General features: G+C 45.1%; 28 protein-coding genes. 24 read left to right on the plus strand and 4 right to left on the minus strand.

Going from position 1 to position 22,504, the window contains the following annotated elements; translation table 11 throughout:
• The first annotated feature begins 8 nt into the window (after positions 1-8).
• From rpmD to G6R28_RS06100, 16 genes are all read left to right on the plus strand, one after another.
• Positions 9-191, plus strand: coding sequence for a 50S ribosomal protein L30 (rpmD, locus tag G6R28_RS06025; protein ID WP_010691200.1), 183 nt, complete (start codon positions 9-11; stop codon positions 189-191).
• A 28-nt stretch (positions 192-219) separates the two neighbouring features.
• A complete protein-coding gene (rplO, locus tag G6R28_RS06030) occupies positions 220-654 on the plus strand; it encodes a 50S ribosomal protein L15 (protein ID WP_213793337.1) in 435 nt (144 codons plus the stop codon).
• A complete protein-coding gene (gene secY, locus G6R28_RS06035; RefSeq protein WP_213793338.1) occupies positions 654-1,952 on the plus strand; it encodes a preprotein translocase subunit SecY in 1,299 nt (432 codons plus the stop codon). Before rplO ends, secY begins: the two co-directional genes overlap by 1 nt.
• A 20-nt stretch (positions 1,953-1,972) precedes the next feature.
• Complete coding sequence (locus tag G6R28_RS06040; protein ID WP_213793339.1) at positions 1,973-2,539, plus strand: adenylate kinase; 567 nt, start codon at positions 1,973-1,975, stop codon at positions 2,537-2,539.
• Between the two features lie 95 nt (positions 2,540-2,634).
• On the plus strand, positions 2,635-2,850 hold the full coding sequence (infA, locus tag G6R28_RS06045) for a translation initiation factor IF-1 (RefSeq protein ID WP_010691205.1): 216 nt from the start codon (positions 2,635-2,637) through the stop codon (positions 2,848-2,850).
• Between the two features lie 43 nt (positions 2,851-2,893).
• The gene (rpmJ, locus tag G6R28_RS06050) at positions 2,894-3,013 is read left to right on the plus strand and encodes a 50S ribosomal protein L36 (protein ID WP_010691209.1); all 120 of its coding nucleotides are present in this window, start codon (positions 2,894-2,896) and stop codon (positions 3,011-3,013) included.
• Between the two features lie 72 nt (positions 3,014-3,085).
• A complete protein-coding gene (gene rpsM, locus G6R28_RS06055; RefSeq protein WP_213793340.1) occupies positions 3,086-3,457 on the plus strand; it encodes a 30S ribosomal protein S13 in 372 nt (123 codons plus the stop codon).
• Between the two features lie 152 nt (positions 3,458-3,609).
• Positions 3,610-3,996: a 30S ribosomal protein S11 gene (gene rpsK / locus G6R28_RS06060; RefSeq protein ID WP_213793341.1), complete on the plus strand. Its 387-nt coding sequence runs from the start codon at positions 3,610-3,612 to the stop codon at positions 3,994-3,996.
• A 50-nt stretch (positions 3,997-4,046) separates the two neighbouring features.
• Positions 4,047-4,991, plus strand: coding sequence for a DNA-directed RNA polymerase subunit alpha (locus G6R28_RS06065; RefSeq protein WP_213793342.1), 945 nt, complete (start codon positions 4,047-4,049; stop codon positions 4,989-4,991).
• Between the two features lie 35 nt (positions 4,992-5,026).
• Positions 5,027-5,410, plus strand: coding sequence for a 50S ribosomal protein L17 (rplQ, locus tag G6R28_RS06070; protein WP_213793343.1), 384 nt, complete (start codon positions 5,027-5,029; stop codon positions 5,408-5,410).
• A 171-nt stretch (positions 5,411-5,581) separates the two neighbouring features.
• Positions 5,582-6,403, plus strand: a complete 822-nt coding sequence (locus tag G6R28_RS06075) for an energy-coupling factor transporter ATPase (RefSeq protein WP_213793344.1) — start codon at positions 5,582-5,584, stop codon at positions 6,401-6,403.
• A complete protein-coding gene (locus G6R28_RS06080) occupies positions 6,379-7,257 on the plus strand; it encodes an energy-coupling factor transporter ATPase (RefSeq protein WP_213793345.1) in 879 nt (292 codons plus the stop codon). Before G6R28_RS06075 ends, G6R28_RS06080 begins: the two co-directional genes overlap by 25 nt.
• Positions 7,250-8,047 (plus strand): energy-coupling factor transporter transmembrane component T family protein, encoded by a 798-nt coding sequence (locus G6R28_RS06085; protein WP_213793346.1) that lies wholly within the window; start codon positions 7,250-7,252, stop codon positions 8,045-8,047. The genes G6R28_RS06080 and G6R28_RS06085 overlap by 8 nt, the downstream gene beginning before the upstream one ends.
• A 26-nt stretch (positions 8,048-8,073) precedes the next feature.
• Positions 8,074-8,871, plus strand: a complete 798-nt coding sequence (gene truA / locus G6R28_RS06090; protein ID WP_213793347.1) for a tRNA pseudouridine(38-40) synthase TruA — start codon at positions 8,074-8,076, stop codon at positions 8,869-8,871.
• Complete coding sequence (locus G6R28_RS06095) at positions 8,868-9,278, plus strand: pyridoxamine 5'-phosphate oxidase family protein (RefSeq protein ID WP_213793348.1); 411 nt, start codon at positions 8,868-8,870, stop codon at positions 9,276-9,278. The genes truA and G6R28_RS06095 overlap by 4 nt, the downstream gene beginning before the upstream one ends.
• 114 nt (positions 9,279-9,392) lie before the next feature.
• Positions 9,393-9,608 (plus strand): DUF4044 domain-containing protein, encoded by a 216-nt coding sequence (locus G6R28_RS06100; protein WP_213793349.1) that lies wholly within the window; start codon positions 9,393-9,395, stop codon positions 9,606-9,608.
• A gap of 498 nt (positions 9,609-10,106) precedes the next feature.
• On the opposite strand, the gene G6R28_RS06105 is transcribed toward G6R28_RS06100, so the two are convergent.
• A complete protein-coding gene (locus G6R28_RS06105) occupies positions 10,107-11,381 on the minus strand; it encodes a collagen binding domain-containing protein (RefSeq protein WP_213793350.1) in 1,275 nt (424 codons plus the stop codon).
• A gap of 362 nt (positions 11,382-11,743) precedes the next feature.
• On the opposite strand from G6R28_RS06105, the gene rplM reads away from it, so the two are divergent.
• The 7 genes from rplM to G6R28_RS06135 all read left to right on the plus strand — a co-directional run bounded on the left by rplM (position 11,744) and on the right by G6R28_RS06135 (position 19,262).
• Entirely contained in the window at positions 11,744-12,187 is a 444-nt protein-coding gene (gene rplM / locus G6R28_RS06110; RefSeq protein WP_213793351.1) for a 50S ribosomal protein L13, read from the plus strand.
• A 17-nt stretch (positions 12,188-12,204) separates the two neighbouring features.
• The gene (gene rpsI, locus G6R28_RS06115; RefSeq protein WP_213793352.1) at positions 12,205-12,600 is read left to right on the plus strand and encodes a 30S ribosomal protein S9; all 396 of its coding nucleotides are present in this window, start codon (positions 12,205-12,207) and stop codon (positions 12,598-12,600) included.
• A gap of 270 nt (positions 12,601-12,870) precedes the next feature.
• Positions 12,871-13,812 (plus strand): hypothetical protein, encoded by a 942-nt coding sequence (locus tag G6R28_RS06120; RefSeq protein WP_213793353.1) that lies wholly within the window; start codon positions 12,871-12,873, stop codon positions 13,810-13,812.
• 10 nt (positions 13,813-13,822) lie between these two features.
• On the plus strand, positions 13,823-15,193 hold the full coding sequence (locus G6R28_RS06125; RefSeq protein ID WP_213793354.1) for a zinc ribbon domain-containing protein: 1,371 nt from the start codon (positions 13,823-13,825) through the stop codon (positions 15,191-15,193).
• Positions 15,194-15,519: 326 nt separating this feature from the next.
• Positions 15,520-16,821: a collagen binding domain-containing protein gene (locus G6R28_RS06130; RefSeq protein ID WP_213793355.1), complete on the plus strand. Its 1,302-nt coding sequence runs from the start codon at positions 15,520-15,522 to the stop codon at positions 16,819-16,821.
• Between the two features lie 173 nt (positions 16,822-16,994).
• Positions 16,995-17,123, plus strand: coding sequence for a hypothetical protein (locus G6R28_RS06635; RefSeq protein ID WP_274381089.1), 129 nt, complete (start codon positions 16,995-16,997; stop codon positions 17,121-17,123).
• 906 nt (positions 17,124-18,029) lie between these two features.
• On the plus strand, positions 18,030-19,262 hold the full coding sequence (locus tag G6R28_RS06135) for a hypothetical protein (RefSeq protein ID WP_213793356.1): 1,233 nt from the start codon (positions 18,030-18,032) through the stop codon (positions 19,260-19,262).
• Between the two features lie 60 nt (positions 19,263-19,322).
• Here the strand turns inward: G6R28_RS06135 and G6R28_RS06140 are convergent, their stop codons facing one another.
• Positions 19,323-20,333 carry a DUF6287 domain-containing protein gene (locus tag G6R28_RS06140; protein WP_213793357.1) on the minus strand — a complete coding sequence of 337 codons (1,011 nt, stop codon included), beginning with the start codon at positions 20,331-20,333 and terminating at the stop codon, positions 19,323-19,325.
• A gap of 233 nt (positions 20,334-20,566) precedes the next feature.
• On the opposite strand from G6R28_RS06140, the gene G6R28_RS06145 reads away from it, so the two are divergent.
• On the plus strand, positions 20,567-20,794 hold the full coding sequence (locus tag G6R28_RS06145) for a hypothetical protein (protein WP_213793358.1): 228 nt from the start codon (positions 20,567-20,569) through the stop codon (positions 20,792-20,794).
• 319 nt (positions 20,795-21,113) lie between these two features.
• On the opposite strand, the gene G6R28_RS06150 is transcribed toward G6R28_RS06145, so the two are convergent.
• Both G6R28_RS06150 and G6R28_RS06155 read right to left on the minus strand, forming a co-directional pair.
• Positions 21,114-21,821, minus strand: a complete 708-nt coding sequence (locus G6R28_RS06150) for an AbiH family protein (RefSeq protein ID WP_213793405.1) — start codon at positions 21,819-21,821, stop codon at positions 21,114-21,116.
• 27 nt (positions 21,822-21,848) lie between these two features.
• The gene (locus G6R28_RS06155) at positions 21,849-22,460 is read right to left on the minus strand and encodes an AbiH family protein (RefSeq protein WP_213793359.1); all 612 of its coding nucleotides are present in this window, start codon (positions 22,458-22,460) and stop codon (positions 21,849-21,851) included.
• Positions 22,461-22,504: the final 44 nt, after the last annotated feature.

Below are 22,504 nucleotides of genomic sequence, written 5' to 3' on the forward strand. Positions count from 1 at the left end.
GCGATAACATGGCTGATTTGAAAATCACTTTGATTAAGAGTGCGGCTCATCGCTTGCCTAAGCAACGTGCCATCGTTAAGTCACTTGGACTTAACCGTGTGTCAAGCTCAGTGGTGAAGCCAGATAACGCAGCGACTCGTGGCGCAATCTTCCATATTGCACACTTGATCTCTGTTGAAGAAGTAAAGTAAAAAAATTAAGAAAAGGAGGGACCAAACCATGGATTTGAACGAATTACAACCTGCTGCTGGCTCACGTTCAGTACGCAACCGTGTTGGTCGTGGTACATCATCTGGAAATGGTAAGACTGCTGGTCGTGGACAAAAGGGTCAAAAGGCCCGTGGTAAGACACGTCTTGGCTTCGAAGGTGGTCAAATGCCTTTGTACCGTCGTATTCCAAAGCGTGGATTTACGAACATCTCACGCAAGGAATTCGCTGTTGTTAACTTGGACAAGTTGAACAACTTCGATAACGGTACTGAAGTTACGCCTGCTTTGTTGATCGAATCTGGTCTCGTTAAGAACCAAAAAGACGGTGTGAAGATCTTGGCCAACGGACAACTCGACAAGAAGTTGACTGTTAAGGCACACAAGTTCTCAGCATCTGCCGTAAAGGCAATCGAACAAGCTGGTGGAAACACTGAGGTGATTTAATGTTTCGCACGTTATTTAATGCCATCCGACAAAAAGATATTCGCAAGAAGATGCTCTGGACGGTGTTTCTGATTTTCGTTTACCGAATCGGAACACACATTACGGTGCCTGGTGTGAACCCTGCTGCTCTGCAGTCAGTGGCAAACTCTGGCCTCTTGAACATCTTAAATATCTTCTCGGGTGGGGGATTGTTGAACTTCTCCCTCTTTGCGATGGGAGTGTCACCCTATGTGACCGCACAAATCGTTGTGCAGTTGCTGCAATTAGATATCGTGCCACGTTTTGTCGAATGGAGTAAGCAAGGTGAAGTCGGTCGACGGAAGCTGAATCAAGCGACCCGTTATTTGACCATTGTCTTTGCCTTTTTGCAATCAGTCGGAATTACGGCTGGTTTCAACTCCTTAGCCGCCTATGGCCTGGTACAGCATACCAACAACGTGACCTCCTTCTTATTGATTGGGTCGGTCATGACAATGGGTACTTTCTTTGCCATGTGGCTTGGTGAGATGATCACTGAAAAGGGTCTTGGAAACGGTGTTTCCATGATTATCTTCTCCGGTATCATTTCCCAAACTCCTTCTTCGTTCAAGGAAATCTTTACTGAAAACGTTTTGCAGGCGTCAAAGTCGCAAGTCGTTAACGGTTGGATTTTCGTGACAGTTTTGCTTTTGGCCATTATTTTGGTTATCGGAATCACGACTTGGTTCTACGAAGCTTCCCGTAAGCTGCAGATCCAATACACGCGTTCCGCTGCCTCATATGGTTCCGAAGCCTACCTGCCCCTAAAGTTGAACGTTTCCGGTGTTATTCCGGTCATCTTTGCTTCGTCATTGATTTCCACACCGCAAACGATTCTCTTTGCCTTCCAAAGTAAGTATGCGAGTGCCCAGTGGTTTAAAGTCTTGAAGGAGGTCTTCTCCATGCAGACAACCACCGGTGCCATCTTCTATACGGTGATGATCATTCTCTTTACTTACTTCTATGCCTTTGTTCAGGTTAACCCGGAGAAGCTTTCCGAAAACTTGCAAAAGCAGGGTGCATACATCGTGTCGGTTCGACCTGGTATCGAAACACAAAAGTTCATCACGAAGCTCTTGCTTCGTCTGTCCTTTGTCGGTGCCCTCTACCTTGGCTTTGTTGCCCTGGTACCGTTGATTGCCTCCGATGTTTGGGGATTGAACGAAAAGATTGGTCTGGGTGGAACATCCCTGCTGATCACCATTGGAGTTACGCTCGATTTGCTTCGTCAAATCGACGGTTTGCTGCAGAAGAAGAACTACGTGGGCTTTATCCACTAGTCTGCTAAAGGAGTCTCGTCATGACAAAAAACTTAATTCTTTTGGGCCTGCCTGGTGCGGGTAAGGGAACCCAAGCAGAGAAGATTGTTGCCGATTATCCGATGGTTCACATCTCAACCGGTGATATCTTCCGTGCCAACCTCCGTGATAACACGCCTTTGGGTGAAAAAGCCCGGGCCTACATGGACGCTGGAAACTTGGTGCCTGATGAAATCACAAACGCCATGGTTGCCGATCGGTTGACCAAGGAAGACGTGGTGGAAAACGGCTTTATGCTGGATGGCTACCCCCGAAACGAAGACCAAGCAAAGTTCTTGGATCAATTCCTCGCAGAACGAAACGAAGCCGTTTCGGCTACTTTGTACTTCAAGGTAGCAGACGATGTTTTGGTTCAACGTCTCTTGGGACGTGGCCGTGCCGATGACACAAAAGAAGTCATCGCACACCGCTTGGAAGTCAACAAGAAAGCGAACTTACCATTGGTTGACTACTATGAAAAGCACAAGGTCTTGCACACGATTGATGGTGAAGGCGACTTGGATACGATTTATTCAGCCGTTAAGACTGTCTTGAATGGCTTGAACTAAGCATTTCTTGTCAGCTATTGATAATTCTGGTATAATTTGATAGGTTAAGCACTTATCGATTATGTTGAAGCATGGTTACATAGGAGGTAATCTGCGTGGCCAACGATGTCATTGAAATTGAAGGCAAAGTCAAAGAGACGATGCCAAACGCAATGTTTCAAGTCGAACTTGAAAACGGGGCGGTAATCCTGGCGCATGTTTCCGGTAAGATTCGAAAGAACTACATCCGTATCTTGCCAGGTGACCGCGTCACAGTTGAGATGTCACCCTACGACTTGACAAAGGGTCGTATTACTTACCGTTTCCGTTAAGGAAGCGGTCAATAATCAGTTAACCGAATAGGAGGAATAGATTATGAAGGTACGTCCATCAGTAAAAAAGATGTGTGAATCTTGTCGCGTAATCAAGCGTAACGGCCGGACAATGGTTATTTGCCCAGCTAACGCTAAGCACAAGCAACGCGCAGGTAAGTAAAACTTACCACTTAATAACACTTGAAAATGAACCTAAAAGTTCTTTCAAAATATCAAAAGGAGGTAAATTGTTATGGCTCGTATTGAAGGTATCGATTTGCCACGTGACAAGCGAATTGTCATTGGCTTAACATACATCTACGGAATCGGTGCAAACACTGCACAAAAGATCTTGAAGACGGCCGGTGTGTCAGAAGACATCCGTGTTCGTGATTTGTCAGTTGATGACGAAGACAAGATCCGTGAAGCAATCGCTTCATTGAACTTGCAGTTGGAAGGTGATTTGCGTCGTAAGGTATCACTTGATATCAAGGGACTCCAAGAAATCGCTTCGTACCGTGGTATTCGTCACCGTAAGGGCTTGCCCGTTCGTGGACAACACACGAAGAACAACGCCCGTACTCGCAAAGGCCCAGCTACGGCAATTGCAGGTAAGAAGAAGTAATTTTTCTTACCATCTCTTTAATGAAAAAGCGGCTTAAGCCAATTTTTAAAAGAGCCTCACTTTCGTGAGAAATGATTATCACAACCAAAGTTGTGTAATGTTGATGAGTTTGACTCATCCGAGAAATTATAAGAAAAAGAAGGAGGCATATTATGGCAGTTCGCACTACGCGCAAGCGTCGCGTCAAAAAGAACATTGAATCTGGTGTGGCACACATCCACGCTACTTTCAACAACACGATCGTCATGATTACCGATGCACAGGGTAACGCTGTTGCCTGGTCATCAGCCGGTGCCCTTGGATTCAAGGGATCCCGTAAGTCAACGCCATTCGCTGCTCAAATGGCAGCGGAAGCAGCCGCAAAGTCAGCATTGGACGTTAACATGCGTACCGTTGCTGTTACGGTTAAGGGCCCTGGTTCCGGTCGTGAATCAGCCATTCGTGCATTGGCCGTAGCTGGTCTTGAAGTAACGTCAATCAAGGATGTTACCCCAGTTCCCCATAACGGATCACGCCCACCAAAGCGTCGTCGTGTATAATTGATTTTCATTGCGCTTTGCTTTGAAAAGAGGGGGGTTAGAGTTAACAGATGATTGAATTTGAAAAGCCAGATATTCATAACATCGAAGAGGATGCCAACTACGGTAAGTTTATCGTAGAACCTCTTGAGCGTGGCTATGGGACGACATTGGGAAATTCCCTTCGTCGTGTCTTGCTGTCATCGCTTCCTGGCGTAGCAATCAACACCGTTCAAATTGACGGCGTTGTTCACGAATTCTCCACCGTTGACGGTGTTGTAGAAGACGTTACGCAGCTGATCTTGAACTTGAAGAAAGTTGTCTTTGCTACGGATTCAGCTGAAGAACACGCTTTGGAAATTGATGTTCAAGGTCCAAAGGATGTTACGGCTGCCGACTTGGTCGGTTCTGCTGACATCGAAGTGTTGAACCCTGATTTGCATATTGCGACTTTGGCAGCTGGTAAGTCATTACACATGACGGTTACTGCTGTTAAGGGCCGTGGTTATGCTTCAGCTGAAGAAAACAAGCAATTACGTGATGAAATGCCAATCGGTGTTTTAACGGTTGATTCAATTTACACACCAATCGAACGAGTAAACTACCACGTTGAACAAAAGCGTGTTGGTGCTCGTGATGACTTTGATAAGTTGACGATGGAAGTTTGGACCAACGGTTCAATCAAGCCATCCGATGCTTTGAGTCTTGGTTCAAAGATTCTAACAGAACACCTGAACTTGTTCACGGATATTTCCCCAGTCGCACAAGAAACCAAGGTCATGGTTGAAGCCGAAGCTCCTGTTAACGCAGCTGCCGATGCCGCACCAATCGAAGACTTGGACTTGTCAGTTCGCTCATACAACTGCTTGAAGCGGGCCGGCATCAACACCATTGAGGAGTTGACTGACCGTTCCGAAGCCGACATGATGAAGGTTCGCAACTTGGGCCGCAAGTCATTGGACGAAATTCAAGAAAAGTTGACTGAGATGGGCTTGGGCTTCCGTCAAGAAGATTAATTCATCAAAAGTTTAGAAAAAAGGAGGATTAACCGATGTCATACCGTAAGTTAGGCCGTACTTCATCACAACGTAAGGCAATGATGCGTGATTTGACTACTGACTTGTTGATCAACGGCCGGATTCAGACCACTGAAGCCCGCGCTAAGGAAATCCGCAAGACAGCAGACCAAATGATCACGCTTGGTAAGAAGGGTGACTTGGCTGCACGTCGTAAGGCTGCCGCCTACGTACGTAACGAAGTTGCTGACGTCAAGGAAGACGGTGACAACATCCGTATCCAAACGGCTTTGCAAAAGTTGTTTGAAGATGTTGCACCTCGTTTTGCTGACCGCAATGGTGGTTACACGCGCATCATGAAGACTGTTCAACGTCGTGGAGACGCTGCACAAATGGTTATCTTGGAGTTAGTCGACTAATTTCCTCGTAACCTTTAACCTCCGACTTTTGGGTCGGGGGTTTTTCTTTTGCCTATAATTCAAGGACGGCATATGAAGGAAAATCATAAATGGGGCTGAGAGGCATTCTCAGCCCTTTTTACTAGCTGCCAAAGTCGTCTCCGCCCCGGCAATATGGTAAAATAACAGGTAATGACAGACGCAATCACAATCAAAAATCTGACTTATTCCTACCCGGAGCAGGGGGGGCTTTTCCAGGACTTTAGCTTGTCGGTCAAAGAGGGCGAGTGGCTGGCCATCGTTGGCCACAACGGTTCTGGTAAGTCAACGCTGGCCAAGCTAATTCTGGGTCTTTTGGACTTTGAAGAAGGGCGGATTAAGGTCTTTGACCAAGTCCTTTCGGAACAGACTTTGGCAGCCGTTCGATCAACGGTCGGGATGGTTTTCCAAAACCCGGACAACCAGTTTGTCGGGGCAACGGTGGCTGACGACGTCGCCTTTGGCTTGGAGAACCGCCAAATTCCTTCGCTTGAAATGCCAGCCAAGATTGAAAAGGCTTTGAAGCAAGTTGGCATGAACGCCTACGCCGACCGAGAGCCGCACACCCTGTCCGGTGGGCAAAAGCAGCGGGTGGCCATGGCCTCCGTTTTGGCCCTGGAGCCCAAGGTTATTATTTTAGACGAAGCAACGGCCATGCTGGACCCCGAGGGGAAGCAAGCTGTTTTGCAGAACCTGAAGGAACTAAAGGCCCGCTACCAAGACGAACTGACCCTCATCATGATTACACACGATATGGAAGAGGCCGCCATGGCTGACCGCGTGGCCGTCATTGATGATGGCAAGCTGATCTTTGATGAAAAGCCGGAAACGCTCTTCTTGAAGGGGGAACGCTTACGGGAACTGGGTCTGACGCAGCCCTTTGCCATGGCCCTTCGGGAACAACTGGGGATTCAAAACCCAGCCTATCAGACAACGCAGGAGTTGGTCGCATGGTTATCAACATTGAAGGCTTAGACTTTGCCTACGGGGCCGGCAAGCAAACCGTCCCGGTCTTAAAAGACATTAATTTAACAATTGAATCGGGTAAAATCACCGCCATCATTGGCCAAACTGGATCGGGTAAGTCAACCTTAGTCCAACAGTTAAACGCCCTGCTGAAGCCAACGGCCGGCCAGGTGGTCGTCGGTGAACAGGTCGTTACCAGCCAGACCAAGGAAAAGGACCTGGCCCCCATCCGGGCAAAAGTCGGGATGGTCTTTCAGTTCCCTGAATCTCAGCTCTTTGCGCCAACGGTTCTAGAAGACGTCATGTACGGGCCGCTGAACTTTGGCGCCAGCCAAAAAGAAGCAAAGGAAGCGGCTGAAAAGGCGTTAAGCGCCGTTGGCTTTGACCAAAAGCTCTACGAGCAGTCACCCTTTAATTTGTCCGGAGGGCAGATGCGCCGAGTGGCACTGGCAGGGGTCTTAGCTATGAATCCAGAAACCATGGTCTTTGACGAGCCGGCTGCCGGCTTGGACCCAGCGGGCCAGGCAGAATTGCTTCAGCTCTTAAAGGACCTCCGGGATTCTGGTAAGACCATTGTGCTGATTTCTCACCAGATGGAACAGGTGCTGGCCTTAGCCGATCAAGTGGTCGTCATGAAGGACGGCCAGGTGGCCGCTGCCGAGGCAGTCGATACGCTCTTTTCAAGGCCCAAAGCCTGGTTTGAAGAGCAGCACCTGGACCTGCCGGAAACGATTGCCTTTCAAAAGGAAATGGAAGCGGCCGGCTTTACCTTTGACCACCTAGCCAAGACGGGCGCTGATTTGGCCGCTCAATTGAAGGGCCAGCTGGATCTGTCGAAGTTGGGAGGTGACCACCATGAATAACCTCGTAATTGGGCAATTTGTGCCGGGTGATGGCCTTCTATACCGCCTGGATCCACGAACCAAAATTTTGATGACCATCGTATACGTCTTCATGCTCGTTTTCGCTAACGGCTGGACGACCTATCTTTGGTCCGCCGCCTTCCTGCTGCTGGCACTGATTCTGACCAAGCAGGGTCTGGGCTTGTACTGGCGGGGCATCAAGCCAATCCTCTGGCTGATTCTCTTCACGGTCGTCTTGCAGCTGCTCTTTTCCGGTGGCACACCGGTTCTCTTTGCCCTTGGCCCTGTCAAAGTCACCGCTCCTGGCCTAATGAATGCCATCTACGTGGTCGTGCGCTTCGTTTTGATCGTCCTCATGTCGACCATTCTGACGATCACCACGCCACCGACGGCCATTGCTTCGGCCATTGAGTCGCTCTTGAAGCCATTGAAAGTCCTCCGGGTACCAGTCGCCGAGTTAGCCCTGATGCTGTCGATTGCCCTGCGTTTCGTGCCACTTTTGATGGGCGAAACCGACAAGATTATGAAGGCGCAAAAGTCCCGGGGCATGTCACTGTCAACCGGCTCGCTGGTTAAGCGGGCCAAGGCCGTGATTCCCTTGCTGGTCCCGCTCTTCGTCGGTGCCCTGCAGCGGGCTCTGGACCTGGCCAACGCCATGGAAGTCCGCGGCTTTGAATCGGCTGAGGGACGGACCCGCTACCGCGAGCTGGCCTACGGGCGAGACGACACGCTGGCCTTTTTTGCCACCTTACTCTTCTTCCTGGGCTTCATTTGGCTCAGCATTTTATAAGACAAAATCATTGAAAGGAGCCCGGTATGCCACGCTACCGTGCAGTTGTTTCATACGATGGCTCGGATTTTCTGGGCTTCCAAATCCAATCGAAAAACGGGGTTGAACGGCACCGAACGGTTCAGGGTGAACTGATTAAGGCCGTCAACCAGATGGGCAAAAATCCTGCCGAACGAATCAAAGTCGTCGGTGCCTCCCGCACCGACACCGGAGTCCATGCCAATGGCCAGGTCATTCACTTTGACCTGCCCTATGATATTCCCGGTGAGGGTGTTCGCAAGGGCTTGAATACCATCTTGCCCAGAGATATCTTAATTAAAGAAGTCCACCAGGTCGATGAGGACTTTCATGCTCGTTTTTCCTCACACAACAAGCGTTACTACTACCGGGTTTCAACCTCTGATTACGTCAATCCCTTTAAGCGCCGCTACACGGGCCACTTCCACTGGCACCTGGATCCAAAGCGGATTGAACAAGCCCTACCCGACCTGATTGGTGAGCAGGACTTTGCCACCTTTGCTGCTTCGGGCAACCAAACGGCGACGACCGTTCGGACCATCACCCGGGCGGAGGTCGAGGTGAAGGAAGATGAGCAGGAACTAGTCTTCACCTTTGAGGGCAACGCCTTCTTGTACAACCAGATTCGCATCATGGTTGGCGTTTTGCTTGAAATCGGCACGGGCCGTCGCGAGCCCGACTGCATTCCGACTTTGATTGCCGCGCGGGACCGTGAGCAAGCGCGCTATACGGCACCGGCTGCGGGTTTATATTTGGATCATATTGACTATAATGGAAGTAGTGACATTGAAGGGGGAAGCAAATGACCTTGTTTGAAGAATACGCGCAGGCCGCAAAGGGCTTGCTATACGTCGCAACGGAAAAGGATGGCCAGCCGGGACTGCGAATCATGGGCTTTGCCATGGACCCCAAGCGGGTGAACCACTGGTACCTGGTCAGCCAGCCGGACGCCGGTAAGATGGCCGACTTGAAGGCAAACGACCGGGTCGCCATCATGACCAAGATGAACGAAAACGGGGCCCGGATTGAATCCAACCAGGCCACGCTTCGTCCCACTGACAAGACTTGGGCCGACGTGAAGGACTACTTTACCAACCCCGTCTTCCACAAGAACCACCCCCATCCCGAAGAGGAAGTGCTACTGGAACTGACGATTCGTTCGGCTCGCTTGGCCTCCTTTGCTGGGGATGAAGTCATGACATTTGAAGACTAATTCATAATCAAAAGCGCTTGTTTAGACGAGTGCTTTTTTTCTTGCCGATTTTCTGAAAAATTCCCAAAATCATGTTTTAATAAAAGCATACAAATCGGGAGGAAATGTATTGTAATGGAAAAGTCAGTCGTGAAAAAGTCAGCCGTCCAAAAGGTGACTCGGTTCATGGTGTTTACCATGCTCCTGCTCGTGCTGATTTGTCTTCTACACGATTATCTTGACTTTCCATTGAACGATGATTTCGCTAATGACCTTGCAACCATACTGCCAATCTTCTTATCCTTTTGGGCCTTTCTGGATTTCTATTCGAGAAGAAGAAATGACAAGTAAAAAAGATGATAATATACACTGTATTTAAAAATGTATATTATCATCTTTTTATTTAAAATAATCGAAGTTTTCTATTGCTTAATTATTCCAAAGCGTGGTATAAAGGAAGCGGGAAAAGGGGTTATTTCTCAACTGCTCTTGCAGGCAACCACGCCAAGATTGCTGTCTTACAATTGGCGCTCTTCTCTTCCGATACGTCTTTTGCCCGGTTCGGGGATGATGAACCCGACTGGTCCGTCTTTCTACTTGGCGAGCCTGCCGGTGCAAAGGAATGGTTAACCTGTTATTCGAGTAGTCTTTTCAAAGTGTTCTCATGCAAATCCTCTTACTTTGCTGAATGGACTTCCTTAAAACTTGTCTTTAGTAGCAGCGGGATGCTACTGGTAACCCCTTTTCCTGATCGATCGGTGGCTAAACTTTCTTAGCCGCCGGTCTTTTCATAATTTAGTCAAAAAAGAAAAGCCGTCCGATTAGGACGACTTTTTTATTCATAACAATTTAGTGCTTGCGGGTGACGAAGTAGAGACCGGCAGTTGTCATGCCGGCTACTAAACCAACCAAGAGCAAGGATTCATTTGTCTTCTTGCCTGTTTCGGGAAGGGGAGCGGGCGCTGCAGCCTGCGTGGTGCTTGCTGGTGTTGAGGCGCTCTTTGATTGCGAGTTGTTCGACTGGTTGGAATTCTCCGGTACAGCCGGCGTGTTTGGGCCTGTTGGCGTCGTTGGTGCGACCGGTTGGTTCTTTGGTGTGTCCGGGGTATCCGGCGTGTTATCACCGCTACCATTGGAGCTTGCCGAACCTGATCCGGAATAGGTCGGAGAGTTGACTGATTGTTCCTGCTTTTGGATGTCACTTCCAGTCAAATCAACCGTGTTGCCATACTTCTTCATGGCGCCACCATCGGTGATTTCCGTTTCGTAGTAAATCAGGTAGGTCGAGTTAATATCGCCCATGTTTAAGTGGAAGGAGGTGTCGCTATCCTTTGAAAAAGCAGAATGGGTGTAAATTTCTGTGGTACTGGTTAGGTTACCGTTTGCGTCATACTCGGCTTTCTTACCCGTGAAGGTACCGACAATCTTTTGGCCAGGGCCAATGGTGTCGGTCAAGACCGCATTGTGAACCGTCAGCTTTTGATAGTTGACGCGGATTGCCCAGTGAATAATGTTGGCATTGTCTGGATCGTACCAAGACCACTTAGCCAGTTTTTCATCGGCAGCAGGCCCAGTGGCAGGATTAATGATGACGTCCGTCGCATTTGGCGTTGTGCCATCCTTGTCGGGTAGGTTCCAGTTGATGGTCGTTGTCACACCGGTATTGACGTGATTCAAATCCCACTTCAGTGTGATATCAAAGGTACCGGTAATGTCGCCATTTTTATTTTCTTGCATACCAAAGTCGGTGAACTTCACGCTAACGGTTTTGGTTGACGGATTAGCCGTCGCCTTACCAATGACGTTATTGTTGGCATCCTTGATGTCAAAGTTTAGGACCGCTTGCAAGTTGAATTGCTCGGGCACTTTGACGGTCAACGAATCGTTGGAACTGCTGAGTGAACCCTTTGGGATTTTGAAACCGTAGGTTACATGCATGTCGTCAATCGGGCCATACTTGGTTGCACCGGGATTCGTTGTATCCTGCAATGAAACACTGGTCAAATACTGATTATTTTCGTTGGCCGATACTCGCTTGGCCTGGTTGATGGCCAGGGCAAAGACGGCCAGGCCAGCCAGAAGCATGAGGACGATTGAACGAATCGTCAGGCTTTTTCTTGTCATTTGTTTCCTCCTCGCTGTATTCAATTGGATTGCTTTGAAACAATCGTTTCATCACAGTTTTCCTACAATAAAAGTCCAATTGTAACAAAAAATTCTTCCCCTGTATTCTACTCCCTCACTTTGTAAAAGGGGAATATAATGTAGAAAAGTCTCACATCTTAACCATTTTGAAAGAATTACCGGACTTGAATTAAAAAGGCAAAATTCCATTGAAAAGTCAGCGACTTTCGTTGACAGGCCTGGATTTATTTTATATACTGTAAGTCGGTATTGTTTACCTCACGATAAGCCCCGGAAACTTATTGTAACCGTCTGAGAAGGAACGCTCAGACATTGTAAACAACTAATTAAAGGAGCGCGCCATGCGTACAACATTTTTAGCAAAGCCAGGCGAAATTGAAAAGAAGTGGTACATCATTGATGCAAAGGACGTCGTAATGGGACGTTTGTCAACGGTTGTTGCCGCCATTTTGCGTGGTAAGAACAAGCCAACTTTCACGCCGAACGTTGACATGGGTGACAACGTCATCATCATCAACGCTTCAGAAGTAAAGTTGACTGGTAAGAAAGCAACCGACAAGATTTACTACCACCACTCAAACCACCCAGGTGGCTTGAAGGAACGTACGGCTGGTAACTACCGCCAATACGATCCAGAAAAGTTGTTGGAATTGTCAATCAAGGGTATGTTGCCTAAGACTTCTTTGGGTCGCAAGCAAGGTTTGAACCTCCACGTATACGCTGGAGCCGATCACAACCACGCTGCACAAAAGCCTGAAGTGCTTGACATCAACAAGTTAGTTTAAGAAAGGAGACCAAGAATATGACTGAAGCAGTACAATATGCCGGAACCGGTCGTCGTAAGAACTCAGTTGCCCGTGTACGTTTGGTACCAGGTACTGGTGCAATTACGATGAATGGTAAGTCTATTGAAGACTACATTCCTTTCCCTAACTTGCGTGAAGTTGTTTTGCAACCATTCAACGCAACGGATACTTTGGGTAACTACGACGTTCTCGTTAACATTAACGGTGGTGGTTTCTCAGGTCAAGCTGGTGCAACTCGTCACGGTATCGCCCGTGCCTTGTTGACGGTTGACCCTGACTTCCGTTCAGCATTGAAGCAAGCTGGTCTTTTGACTCGTGACGCTCGTATGAAGGAACGTAAGAAGCCAGGTCTTAAGAAGGCCCGTAAGGCATCACAGTTCTCAAAGCGTTAATCTTTGGATTACCGTTTTACAAAAAGTCCGCATTCGCGGGCTTTTTTGTTTGCATAAAAAGTCACGAGCGAATAAGAATAAGGTTGTCACAATAGCTTTTATTTGTTTTCTAAACTTATAGGGAATAATCGACTTTTATTTAGAAAAAAGAGTTTTAATAGACAAAACATTCGTTTTTTATTCGAATATTATCTGAATATTAAACAATTTTTCCAAATAGTGCTATACTCGGTATTGTGTAAAAAATAGCATAGTAATAAAGGAGAAAAAATGACGAGTCGTAATGAATGGGAAGAGTACTTTGAACTAGTGAACGACCGAAAGCCTAGTGCGGATGAAATTGCTGCTGCCTTGCAGCGCGGTGAATTCGCAGAAGGAACCGGTCAAGAAAACTTTGATCAGCGTGCCCATGAAGACGCAAGAAAAGCAGAAGAACGTGTTTCAGAAGGTGCGGAACGTGCGAAGGAACAAGCCAACGTTGCCTTCAACTCAGCTAAGAAGCATGCGGGTAATTACTTTGCCTGGTTTAAGAACCGGGCTTTGCACCCAACCAACTATATTAATGAGGAAGAACCAAATAAGCTTTACCTTTGGTTGAGCTTTGCCTTTACCTCAATTCTGTCTGCTGGTATTTTCTGGAATGTCATTCGTCGAATTTTCGACGCCTTCTACAACTATATGACGAGCGAATATAGCCGGTCAGACGCTCAAAACGTTTCAAACTTGGCCGGTCGTGTTTTGCCTTCCGCCTTCTTTGACTTTTTGATTGCCTTTGTCATTCTTTTCTTGGCATCATTGGCTGGTTTGGCCTTGGCATCACGTGGGAAGGAATCCTTTAAGGCCTTGACCTTGAAGTACTTGACCTTCCAACCAACGGCCATGATCTTTGCCATTCTTGGTTTTCTTTATTCATTTGTGGCTTCGATTCCAAGTATTAACAACATTAACGATATCGAATCAGCTATTCAAGGAATCGCTGTAAACGTTGGTATTTTAGTTGTTTTGCCTTTGTTGGCAGTCGCAGTCACGACGATTGCTGCCACTTACTTCGTTCAAATTTACCGTCAAAATGATCAGAAGTTTGACTTGATTTGGTGGCAGATGATTCAAGCCGTTATCACGGGTCTTGTGATTTACATCGGCTATGCAGTCATCGTTGCCCCAATGTTTAAGTCACTGATTTCGACATTGATGAGCGGTTCAAACTTCTAAGGGGGCGTCTATGAACCAGCAAGAATGGCGAGATGCCTTTAAAAAGGCGAATGGTCGCGAACCATCGCTTGAAGAGTTTAAGCAGGCAAAGGCAAAGAGTTTTGCTCTTGGGAATTCTGCTGAAAGTGCGCAAAACGAACTGAAGAATTGGGTTCGTCAATTCGAATCGGACTACAACCGTAAGCCATCATTACAAGAGGTGAAAGAACGACGGTTTATTCCAGCAAACGATGGCCAAACGGTCCAAGGAACCAGTGCAAGCAATCAGTCATCTGCTGCAAGAGCTCAAGGTGCAACACCACACCGTCAACGAAAAAATGGTAAGAAGAAGCATCGCAGTATTTGGGCTTTGGTGATTGTCCTTGTCCTCCTCATTGCCGGTTTCCTCTTTGGACAAAACTATTATTCCTATGATGCTTCGATGGACCGTGCCGCTTCAATGCTAAAGCGGCACAACCTCGATCAATACAGCCACCAGATTGTTTGGTCTGATTCAAAGGATACGCTGTCGGGTAGTGAAGCAACGCCGATTGCAAATTGGATGTCGGAAGGTTTCACCAAGCAGAGCATTAAGAAGCTTTTGGCTAACAATAACTATGGATTGACCTTGCAGAAGACGGGAACCAAGTTCTTCTTCTTTAACGACTACAAGGTGGTCGCCACTCCTGTGACGATGAAAATTTCAACTTCCGACTCTGGTTTGACGGTTAAGGTCAATGATAAAGTCGTTGATAACGATTCCGATGAGGATAGCGACATTACCGTTAAGCACCAGGCGCCTGGTTTGTATGACATCACCGCTACTGGTACATCAGATGGCGACAAGGTGAAGGCTAACTATCGAAATATTCTTGGCTATGAACGTGTCGTGGATATTGACTTGAACGCGAAGAAGCTTTCTTCCTCTTCGTCGTCATCGAAGAGTAAGCTATCAAAGGACGAAGCAAGCACCTTGATTCAATCAATGGCGGATTTGATGTCAGCCAAGGGGGCTTCCTCGAATTCCGACTACAATAGTTCGGTTGATGCCGATGACGTCTTTGTTGACGGTTCGGATAACAAGGCTTACACCGACTTTTCACAGATGATTGACAACAACAAGACCAAGTCAAAGCGGGTGGCCGATTCCGTTGCCTTTAACTCGCCAGACGTTCAAGATGTTTCGTCAACTGGTCAGAACAAAGCCGATGTGACCTTCAAGATTTCCGAAGTCTTCCACTATACCGAAGATACCGATCCTGACAACCATACTTCCGGTGACTTGACACAGGTATACCTGCTAAAAGCACACGTCAAGTATGACAAGGATTCTTCGAAGTGGTTGATCGATAGTATTGATTCCGATCAGAAGAAGTTGTCAGAACAAGACAACACGAAGTAATTGATTACGTTACAAAAAGTCCGCATTTGCGGGCTTTTTTGTTTTCTTAAAAAGTCGTCTGTACTCGTGAAAACCTTTCCTTCCAATCGTTTTTGACAAGGAATGACATTAGCGGGAAAATAGGGCAAGAGAAGGACCGGTTTTAATAAGCGGGCCTGGGTCCAAGCGCGAGCTTGGATCGACTACTTTTTGAGGAGAGAAGGATTCATGGATGAGAAGAAGTGGACGAGTCGAATCGAACGGGCTTCAGAGAACAAAGGCCGCTTGAAGAAGCGTTTTTGGCTGCTGCCAATGTGACTTTACTGATCTTTTTTGGCTTAAATGTTTTGACCTTTGAGACAAATAATGAAAATGAGTTTCAAAACTTTCACCGGGGCAACGGTTCGGCCGCTGCTTCGGCCGTTTTGAATCCCAAGGACTATATTACCAGCATCTCCCTTTCGGATAGCTCCCATCCCGGTAGCAGCCAGTACGGGGTCTATGATAACCTGCAGGCCATTTGGAACTTTGCGGTGCCGGATGACGCTCAGCTTTCAGCTGGTGATACGCTGACCATTCCGATTCCCGATCAGTTAGCGGTCCTGACTGATGATAATTTCAATATCAAGTCCACGGCCGGCAATATCTTCGCTGCCGTTCACGTGGACAAGGATGCCAGGACGGTCGTGGTGACTTTTAACGACTATACCGCCCAGGCCATTAAGACCCACACGGTGACCGGTAAGTTGAAGTTGCCGCTGACCTTCCAGAGTGGCAAGATTCAGCCTGGTAAAGACAACGTGATTCCTTGGGGCATTGGCGATTTGAAGACGGTCGTTAACGTTGCGCCGTCAAGCAACATCACCAAGTCCGAGCAAATCTTCAAATGGTCTTGGTTTGACCCCGAAGACAAGGACCTAATTCACTGGCGGATTCGTCTGAACGCCCTGTCGGACTTAGACATTCAAAACGGGGTGATTAGCGATCAGGTCTTGAGTAACCACCAGATTGTTTCACCAATCACAGCTAACTACGCGACCTTTACCGACGTGAACCACTACACGCTGGGAGCGGCCATTCCGGCTAGTCAGATTCATCAGACCTCCGGCAACGACTTTACCGTCGACGTGGGGAACACGCACAGTTCGGTCGTTGTTGGCTATGGCACGCGTATTACCGATGGCGAAGACTCGCCATCATACGGGAACACGGCCAAGTACACGGCCAGCAACCTGCCCGGTGATTCGATTACCGTTTGGCAGGGGCTGACCAATGGCTCTGGTTCGGCTAATTCTGGTAACCGGCCAACGCCGCAGCCAAATCCAAATCCTGACCCAAATCCAAACCCACAGCCGGATCCAAATCCGACACCTAACCCTAGTCCCAACAAGGGCGGCAATGACCAGCCCAAGGATAAGGGGGACAAGAAGGGTTCTGACCAGCCGGCGAAGGGAGCATCGAATAGTGACGATAACCAAGCCAAGGCGCCTGCACAAAGTGTCACAGCCGACTCCGTTGCTTCGGCCTTCCGGATTGGCAAGCCATTGCCCGAGACCGCCCAGGTCGTCGGCAAAAAGCTGCCCGTGCTTTTGGGACTGGCCACGGTGATGACCGTCGCTCTCAGCTGGTACTTCAGCAAGAAAAAATAAGTAAGTAAAAAAGCAGCCACTTGGCTGTTTTTCTTTTGGCCTCAGGGGGTTGGCAAAGTCGTAAGTAAGAGTCGCAGACAGACGGCAACAGGCACCAGCCGCTTCTGCCCCAGTCACTGCCAATTCATGGTAAACTGAATTATCATTAAAAATCATAACCAAGGAAGAAAAACATGGCATTCATTAACAAGGTTATCAACGCATTTAAGCAAATCCGTCCCCGCACCTGGCTGATCGTGGCCATCTTGATTCTGGCCATCATCGCCATTGCCCCATCAGCCTTTCAGGGACTGGAACGCTAAAGTCAAAAAAGAAGCGAGTAGCTTGCGCTGCTGGCTTTTTTTATTAGGATTAGCCAGAAAGCTGTCGATAACTCGGTCGATAAGTGCACGAATTCCACACAGCCTGTCGATAAGTAGAAAAGGGATTGTTGAAAAGCTAGCGACTTTCAAGGTTTTTGGCAGGACGAACCGTTCATTATTGAAAAAAGAGCGAAATTTCAAGAAAGAACGTTCGAAATCAATTATTTATTGAAAAAACGGCCAAATTTCAATAAAGAGCGTTCGAAATCAATTATTTATTGAAAAAATGGCGAAATTTCAGGAAAGAACATACGGAACCGATTATTTACTGAAATAATGGCTAAATTTCAATTAAAAGCAGACAATGAATTTCATAAAGTATTCAGGTCAAGTAATCGGGTGTAAAAAAAGGGAAGAATCATCAGATCCTTCCTTTTTTGATACCGTAATTTAAAGTTTTCACAAAACATTTCTTTCAAAATGACAAAATATAGGAAACACTGTAATACCGATTTGCTTCGAAAATCCATAACATAAACCGTTAAAAGTCAGTATTCAAGCCGTTTATCGGCAAAGATTAAAAATAGCTAGCCAATGAAACGCTGAAACAATGAGTCTAACTTAGAAAATTAACGGTAAGCAAATTGTAATTTTGCTGTATCTTTCACAAGTATCTTTGTGATATTATGAATATGCATAATGATAAGCAGCAAGTTGGAGCTTGTCCTCAAGTTATGCACGAAGTCTTTTTTCTGTTATCGATTTCATCTCGACCCAACTTGCATCCTCAACCTCGGTTGGGGCTTTTTTTTATGCTTTCAGAACATAAGTATAACAATTTGTGACTGGCTAAACGTTTATAACCAATAGTGGTAGAATGAAACTAATCTATATGAGGAGAATGTTATGAATCAATCAGATGAATTGTTGAATCAAGTTCAAAATGAGATGAAATGTGTCGTTTCATATCAAAGCGGATTGTTGGCGCTTAAAGACATGAAGGCGCAACTAAATAGTTCAGAAGAATATGCTAGACAAATTGGTTCAAAGCAGCATAAGCTGGCCAAAAAGTTAGCAAATGTAACAGGAAAACTTGAGAATAAAGATCAGTTTAAAAGTAATTTGTTGGCGGAAAATAGTCATGCTGGAATTGATCAGTACAGGCCGAAAATAAAAAAGGATAATGCTTCAATTCCAGTTCAAGTGTTCATTTTAGACTTTTTAATTTTGATGATTTCGGTTTTGTTGTCATTTGTTTTTGGTTCATTCAAAGCAACAGCAATGCAATTAGTAACTGGTGATTCTTCACAGACTCTTTTGAACGCGGCTTCCATTGCACCATTTGTGGCGATTTTCTTTATAATTTTTAGGCATAAATATCCAAAGGAAGTACACCGCAACAACATGTTTTTGAATCGTAAGTTATTGGTTCGACTGTTCTGTGTGCTTCAAATAATTGCTGGATTCATTATTCCAACTGTAATGATTCGAAACTTTGGGAATGTTCAACCTGCGATTGCAATTTTATTTCCAATTTTATTAATTGCCAGTTTCATTATCACTGTTCCAATTTTTGGTAAAATTGCAAAAAAATATAATAGTCGTTTTGTACAGGAACAAAACAAACATGATGCAGTTGTCTTCAATAAAGGCCTTAAAAAACTGGAAGAAGAACAAAGTGAACTGCAAAGTGAAAATAATTGGTTGTTGTCTGTTGTTAATGACGTGGATAATAGTATTGCCCAAATGAAGAATGTTCAATTACCTGCTGCCGAAAAGGAAGTTCAACGATTGCATGATGCGCTTCCAGGAAAAATTAAAGTTCCCGACAGGTATTTATACGATGTCTTGTATTATCAGTATTTAGTTGAAATTGTTAAAAGTGATCAAGCTAAAGAAATTGGTGAAGCACATCGCATAGCGACTGATCGTTGGACTGAGCAGGTACATCACAATGAAAACCATAAGGATGCAGAAACAATTAAGGATCTTGTAAGTAAACAAATGGATAAACAAGACGTTGCATTAGAAGGAATTATGAAGGAATTTTGGCAATTAAACACAAGTGTTCAAAGTGGATTTAGCGACGCTAGTGATCGTATGAGGGATGTTGAAGATGCCATCAATGGACGCGATTAATCTTGTATTTTAATTAAAAAAGGCCACACCATAAGGTGTGGCCTTTTTATCCATTCAAAATCAATCTTCAATAATGGCTTCCATTTGCTTTAATTTATCACTGTTCTTGTACTGCTTGTAAAGGGCAGAGAGCGAAGCGGTACCAACCACTTTCCCCTTCCGAATCTCTTCAGATTCACCACCGGTACGAGTTCCTTCAACACGATAAGTCACGGTATCACCGTCAATGGTATAAACACCCATGGTATCGGCACGGTTATTGTCCTGAATGTCTTGTGGCACATTCTGCAAGCGCAAAACTTGTTCATCGGGGTGGCCGTCATTTGGTACGATCTTTACACCGTTGAAAGTCGAGTCGACATCCTCAAAGTTCATCTTCATAATGGTGGTGTGCAATTTTCCGGACAACATCATATCGACATTGGTTTCCCCATAATCCGAGTGGAACTTGTCTGGCATGCCAAGCAGTACGAGTGCCTGCTTTTCCTTCGTTGAAAGCTTGTCAACCGATGCGGCTTGAGCAGCATCAGCCTGACTTTGCTTGTAGAAGACGGCATCGTCACTGACTTGTTGACCATAATAAATGCGGTCAACGCTATCATTCGTTGTTCCTTCGAGTTTGGTACCCTTAGGAATGAAGTAGGTATCAACAGCTCCAGAAGGACCTATATCGTCAGTGTTCTTTGGTCCAATAAAGCTTTTTAACATGCCATCTTTTTCTTCAGCTCCGTGGATTGAACCAACTGATTTGATGTAGACCATTTGATCAGTTGTTGTCTGTCCAGAATAAGTGGCCGACACCAACCCATTCTTATCAAAGGTAAAGCTGTCACCTTTGCTATTCTTCCAAGTACCTTCCACTGATGAAAAGTCACCCTTTGAGATGGCCGTTAAATCCATCCCAGTGGCTTTCTTATCCGACGTAGCAGACTTCTTTGTCTTGGTCACCGTAGCCGTTGTTTTGTTCCCATTATGGTGCGACTGACCGGCCGCATAACCAAATGATGCACCACCGATCACCACCACAGCACCAACGGCTGCAATGGCAATCTTACTAGCTTTCGTAAGCATTTTCCTCTCCATTTCTTCAATTCAACATCAAATCTGGCAGGAAAAGTAAGCAAACTTGCTCCTTCTGTCGTGAATAGTATAACACTCTACGTTTTTGGCTGAAAAAGTCGCACCCAACCGTCAAGACGTGGACCAGCGATTCCAATCGCAGTCAATCAAAGAGATGTCGTCGGGCAACAAGCTCGCAACAATGTTTTTATACAATAAAACTAACTATCGAGGAGGACAAATACATGATGCATTACTTTGGCCCTGGCGCCGATATCTGGTGGGAGCGCGCAAAAGAACGCTACCAGCAAAAGTTCCACCAAAACTTTCCAACCCTAAACAGCACATTTGACCGACTCAAATCAGCAAAAGACGGCTGCATCACCGCCCGCCGCATGCGCTTCATCTACCACCTCATCTTCTTCATGCCCAAACCCTTCAAAGAAGAATTTGAAGATGGGATGATGTTTTAAAAAAATAGGCCTCAATCGTAGTTGCAGCCTATTTAAATAATTCAATTCCAGTTTATTAAATTGTTGATAACGTGCTTGAATTGAGAAAGTACGGACATTTATTAGATTCAATATGAAGTATCATAGCATCTGAAAACTGAGCGCTAAATTAAACTAAGAATATTGATAGAAATAATGGAAGATACGGAAGTATTGTTATAAATGTATTTTTAAAATATTTTTTCAGCAGTCGTGTTATCTTGTTGCGTGCTTTTACCATGTTAAGCTGGTCTTTGAAGTTGGAATGAGAAGAGAAATAGAGGCAACACCATGTATAAACTTATTTTTCGTAATTCTTTGTCTCATCGATATCTATAATCTGAATTCTATGCTGAATGAGCAAACGATTGAAGAGATCCTTTTGCTGATTTTCTGGAAGTGTATCTTGATATCTACGTATTAATTTTTCCACGTTTTCACAAACAGATGCTTTAATGGCGTGTGCATTATCTGAATCATATGCAGTTGCGTATTTAAAAATAAGATTACAGTTACTTGAATATAGATTTACTTCATCGAAAATATATTCAAAATATGAATAATCTGCATCACTAAGAGAGTGTCCGAAGAAGACTATGTTGTGGTAGGACGAACGGATGCTAAAATCTGTTGATTCAGTCATCCGTAGTTTTCGTGATGTTTTGGTGAAAGGCTGAACTAACAATTGAAAATCGTGATTTTGTAATTTTTGGTCATCATGTGAATCAATGCCAAAGATTATATTTTGCTTATCTATTTCACCGTGTATGTTTTCAACATTAATTTTTTTATAGTAGGTTAAATCATGATTTTCGGAAACGAGTTTTTCACCGTTTTGGACATTGAATCCATCAAGGCAACGTAGAGAAACATTTTTTAAATCTGTATAATTAAAATTTAAAATTTCAACCTGACTTTTGTCACCTGTAATGTGAGCAGAATCATAACTACCAACTAATGTGGAAAGTTTGTCAATAGCATTTTTTTTATAGCGTTCTGTAGTACCAATCTCCTGTCGTAAATATTTTTCAAATTCTTATTCCAGTTGATTTAGTTCTTCCAAAAGAAAAGGAGCCATAATGGACAAAAAATGGTAATATGTTTTTTCTAATTGTATTTCCTGATTTTTAATCTCTGAAGGATTTTGGGTGTCTTTGGTTGATGGTTGTTCTTTTGAATGGCTAATATTTCCATAAGAATTTTCGGATAAATATTCTACAATTCTTAAAAGTTTTTTTGAACTATTTTTCTTTAAAAGTTTGGCAGTAATCAAAAATAAAATATGTGAACTAATAGGTAACTTTGTATTGACTATTGATTCTTCGATTTTTACTTCATCCCAGATCCAATGATAATTGGAAGAATATGAATTGATTTTTCGTAGGGCTGAATCCATATTTGAATTGCTATAGCTTTTGAAAACACCGAATGCTGAATCAATTAAGACTTTTGCAATTGCAGATTCAATATCCATCCAGTTAGCTTCCTCAGCATCTGGAACTAATATAGGAATTAAATATGACCAAATTGAATCTGAATTTTTGAAAATAGTACTCTTATAAAAATCTTCGTATTTAGATTTTATTTGTAACGACAAATCAAAGCCGTTGCCAAGAATGAGTAAAGTATGTTCGTTCGGTGATGTCATTGTATTAAGTTCTTTCCTTTTAATGATCATAAACTATTCTCTCA

Origin of the sequence: Fructobacillus papyrifericola (genome assembly GCF_018437235.1) — a bacterium.
GTDB lineage: Bacteria > Bacillota > Bacilli > Lactobacillales > Lactobacillaceae > Fructobacillus > Fructobacillus papyrifericola.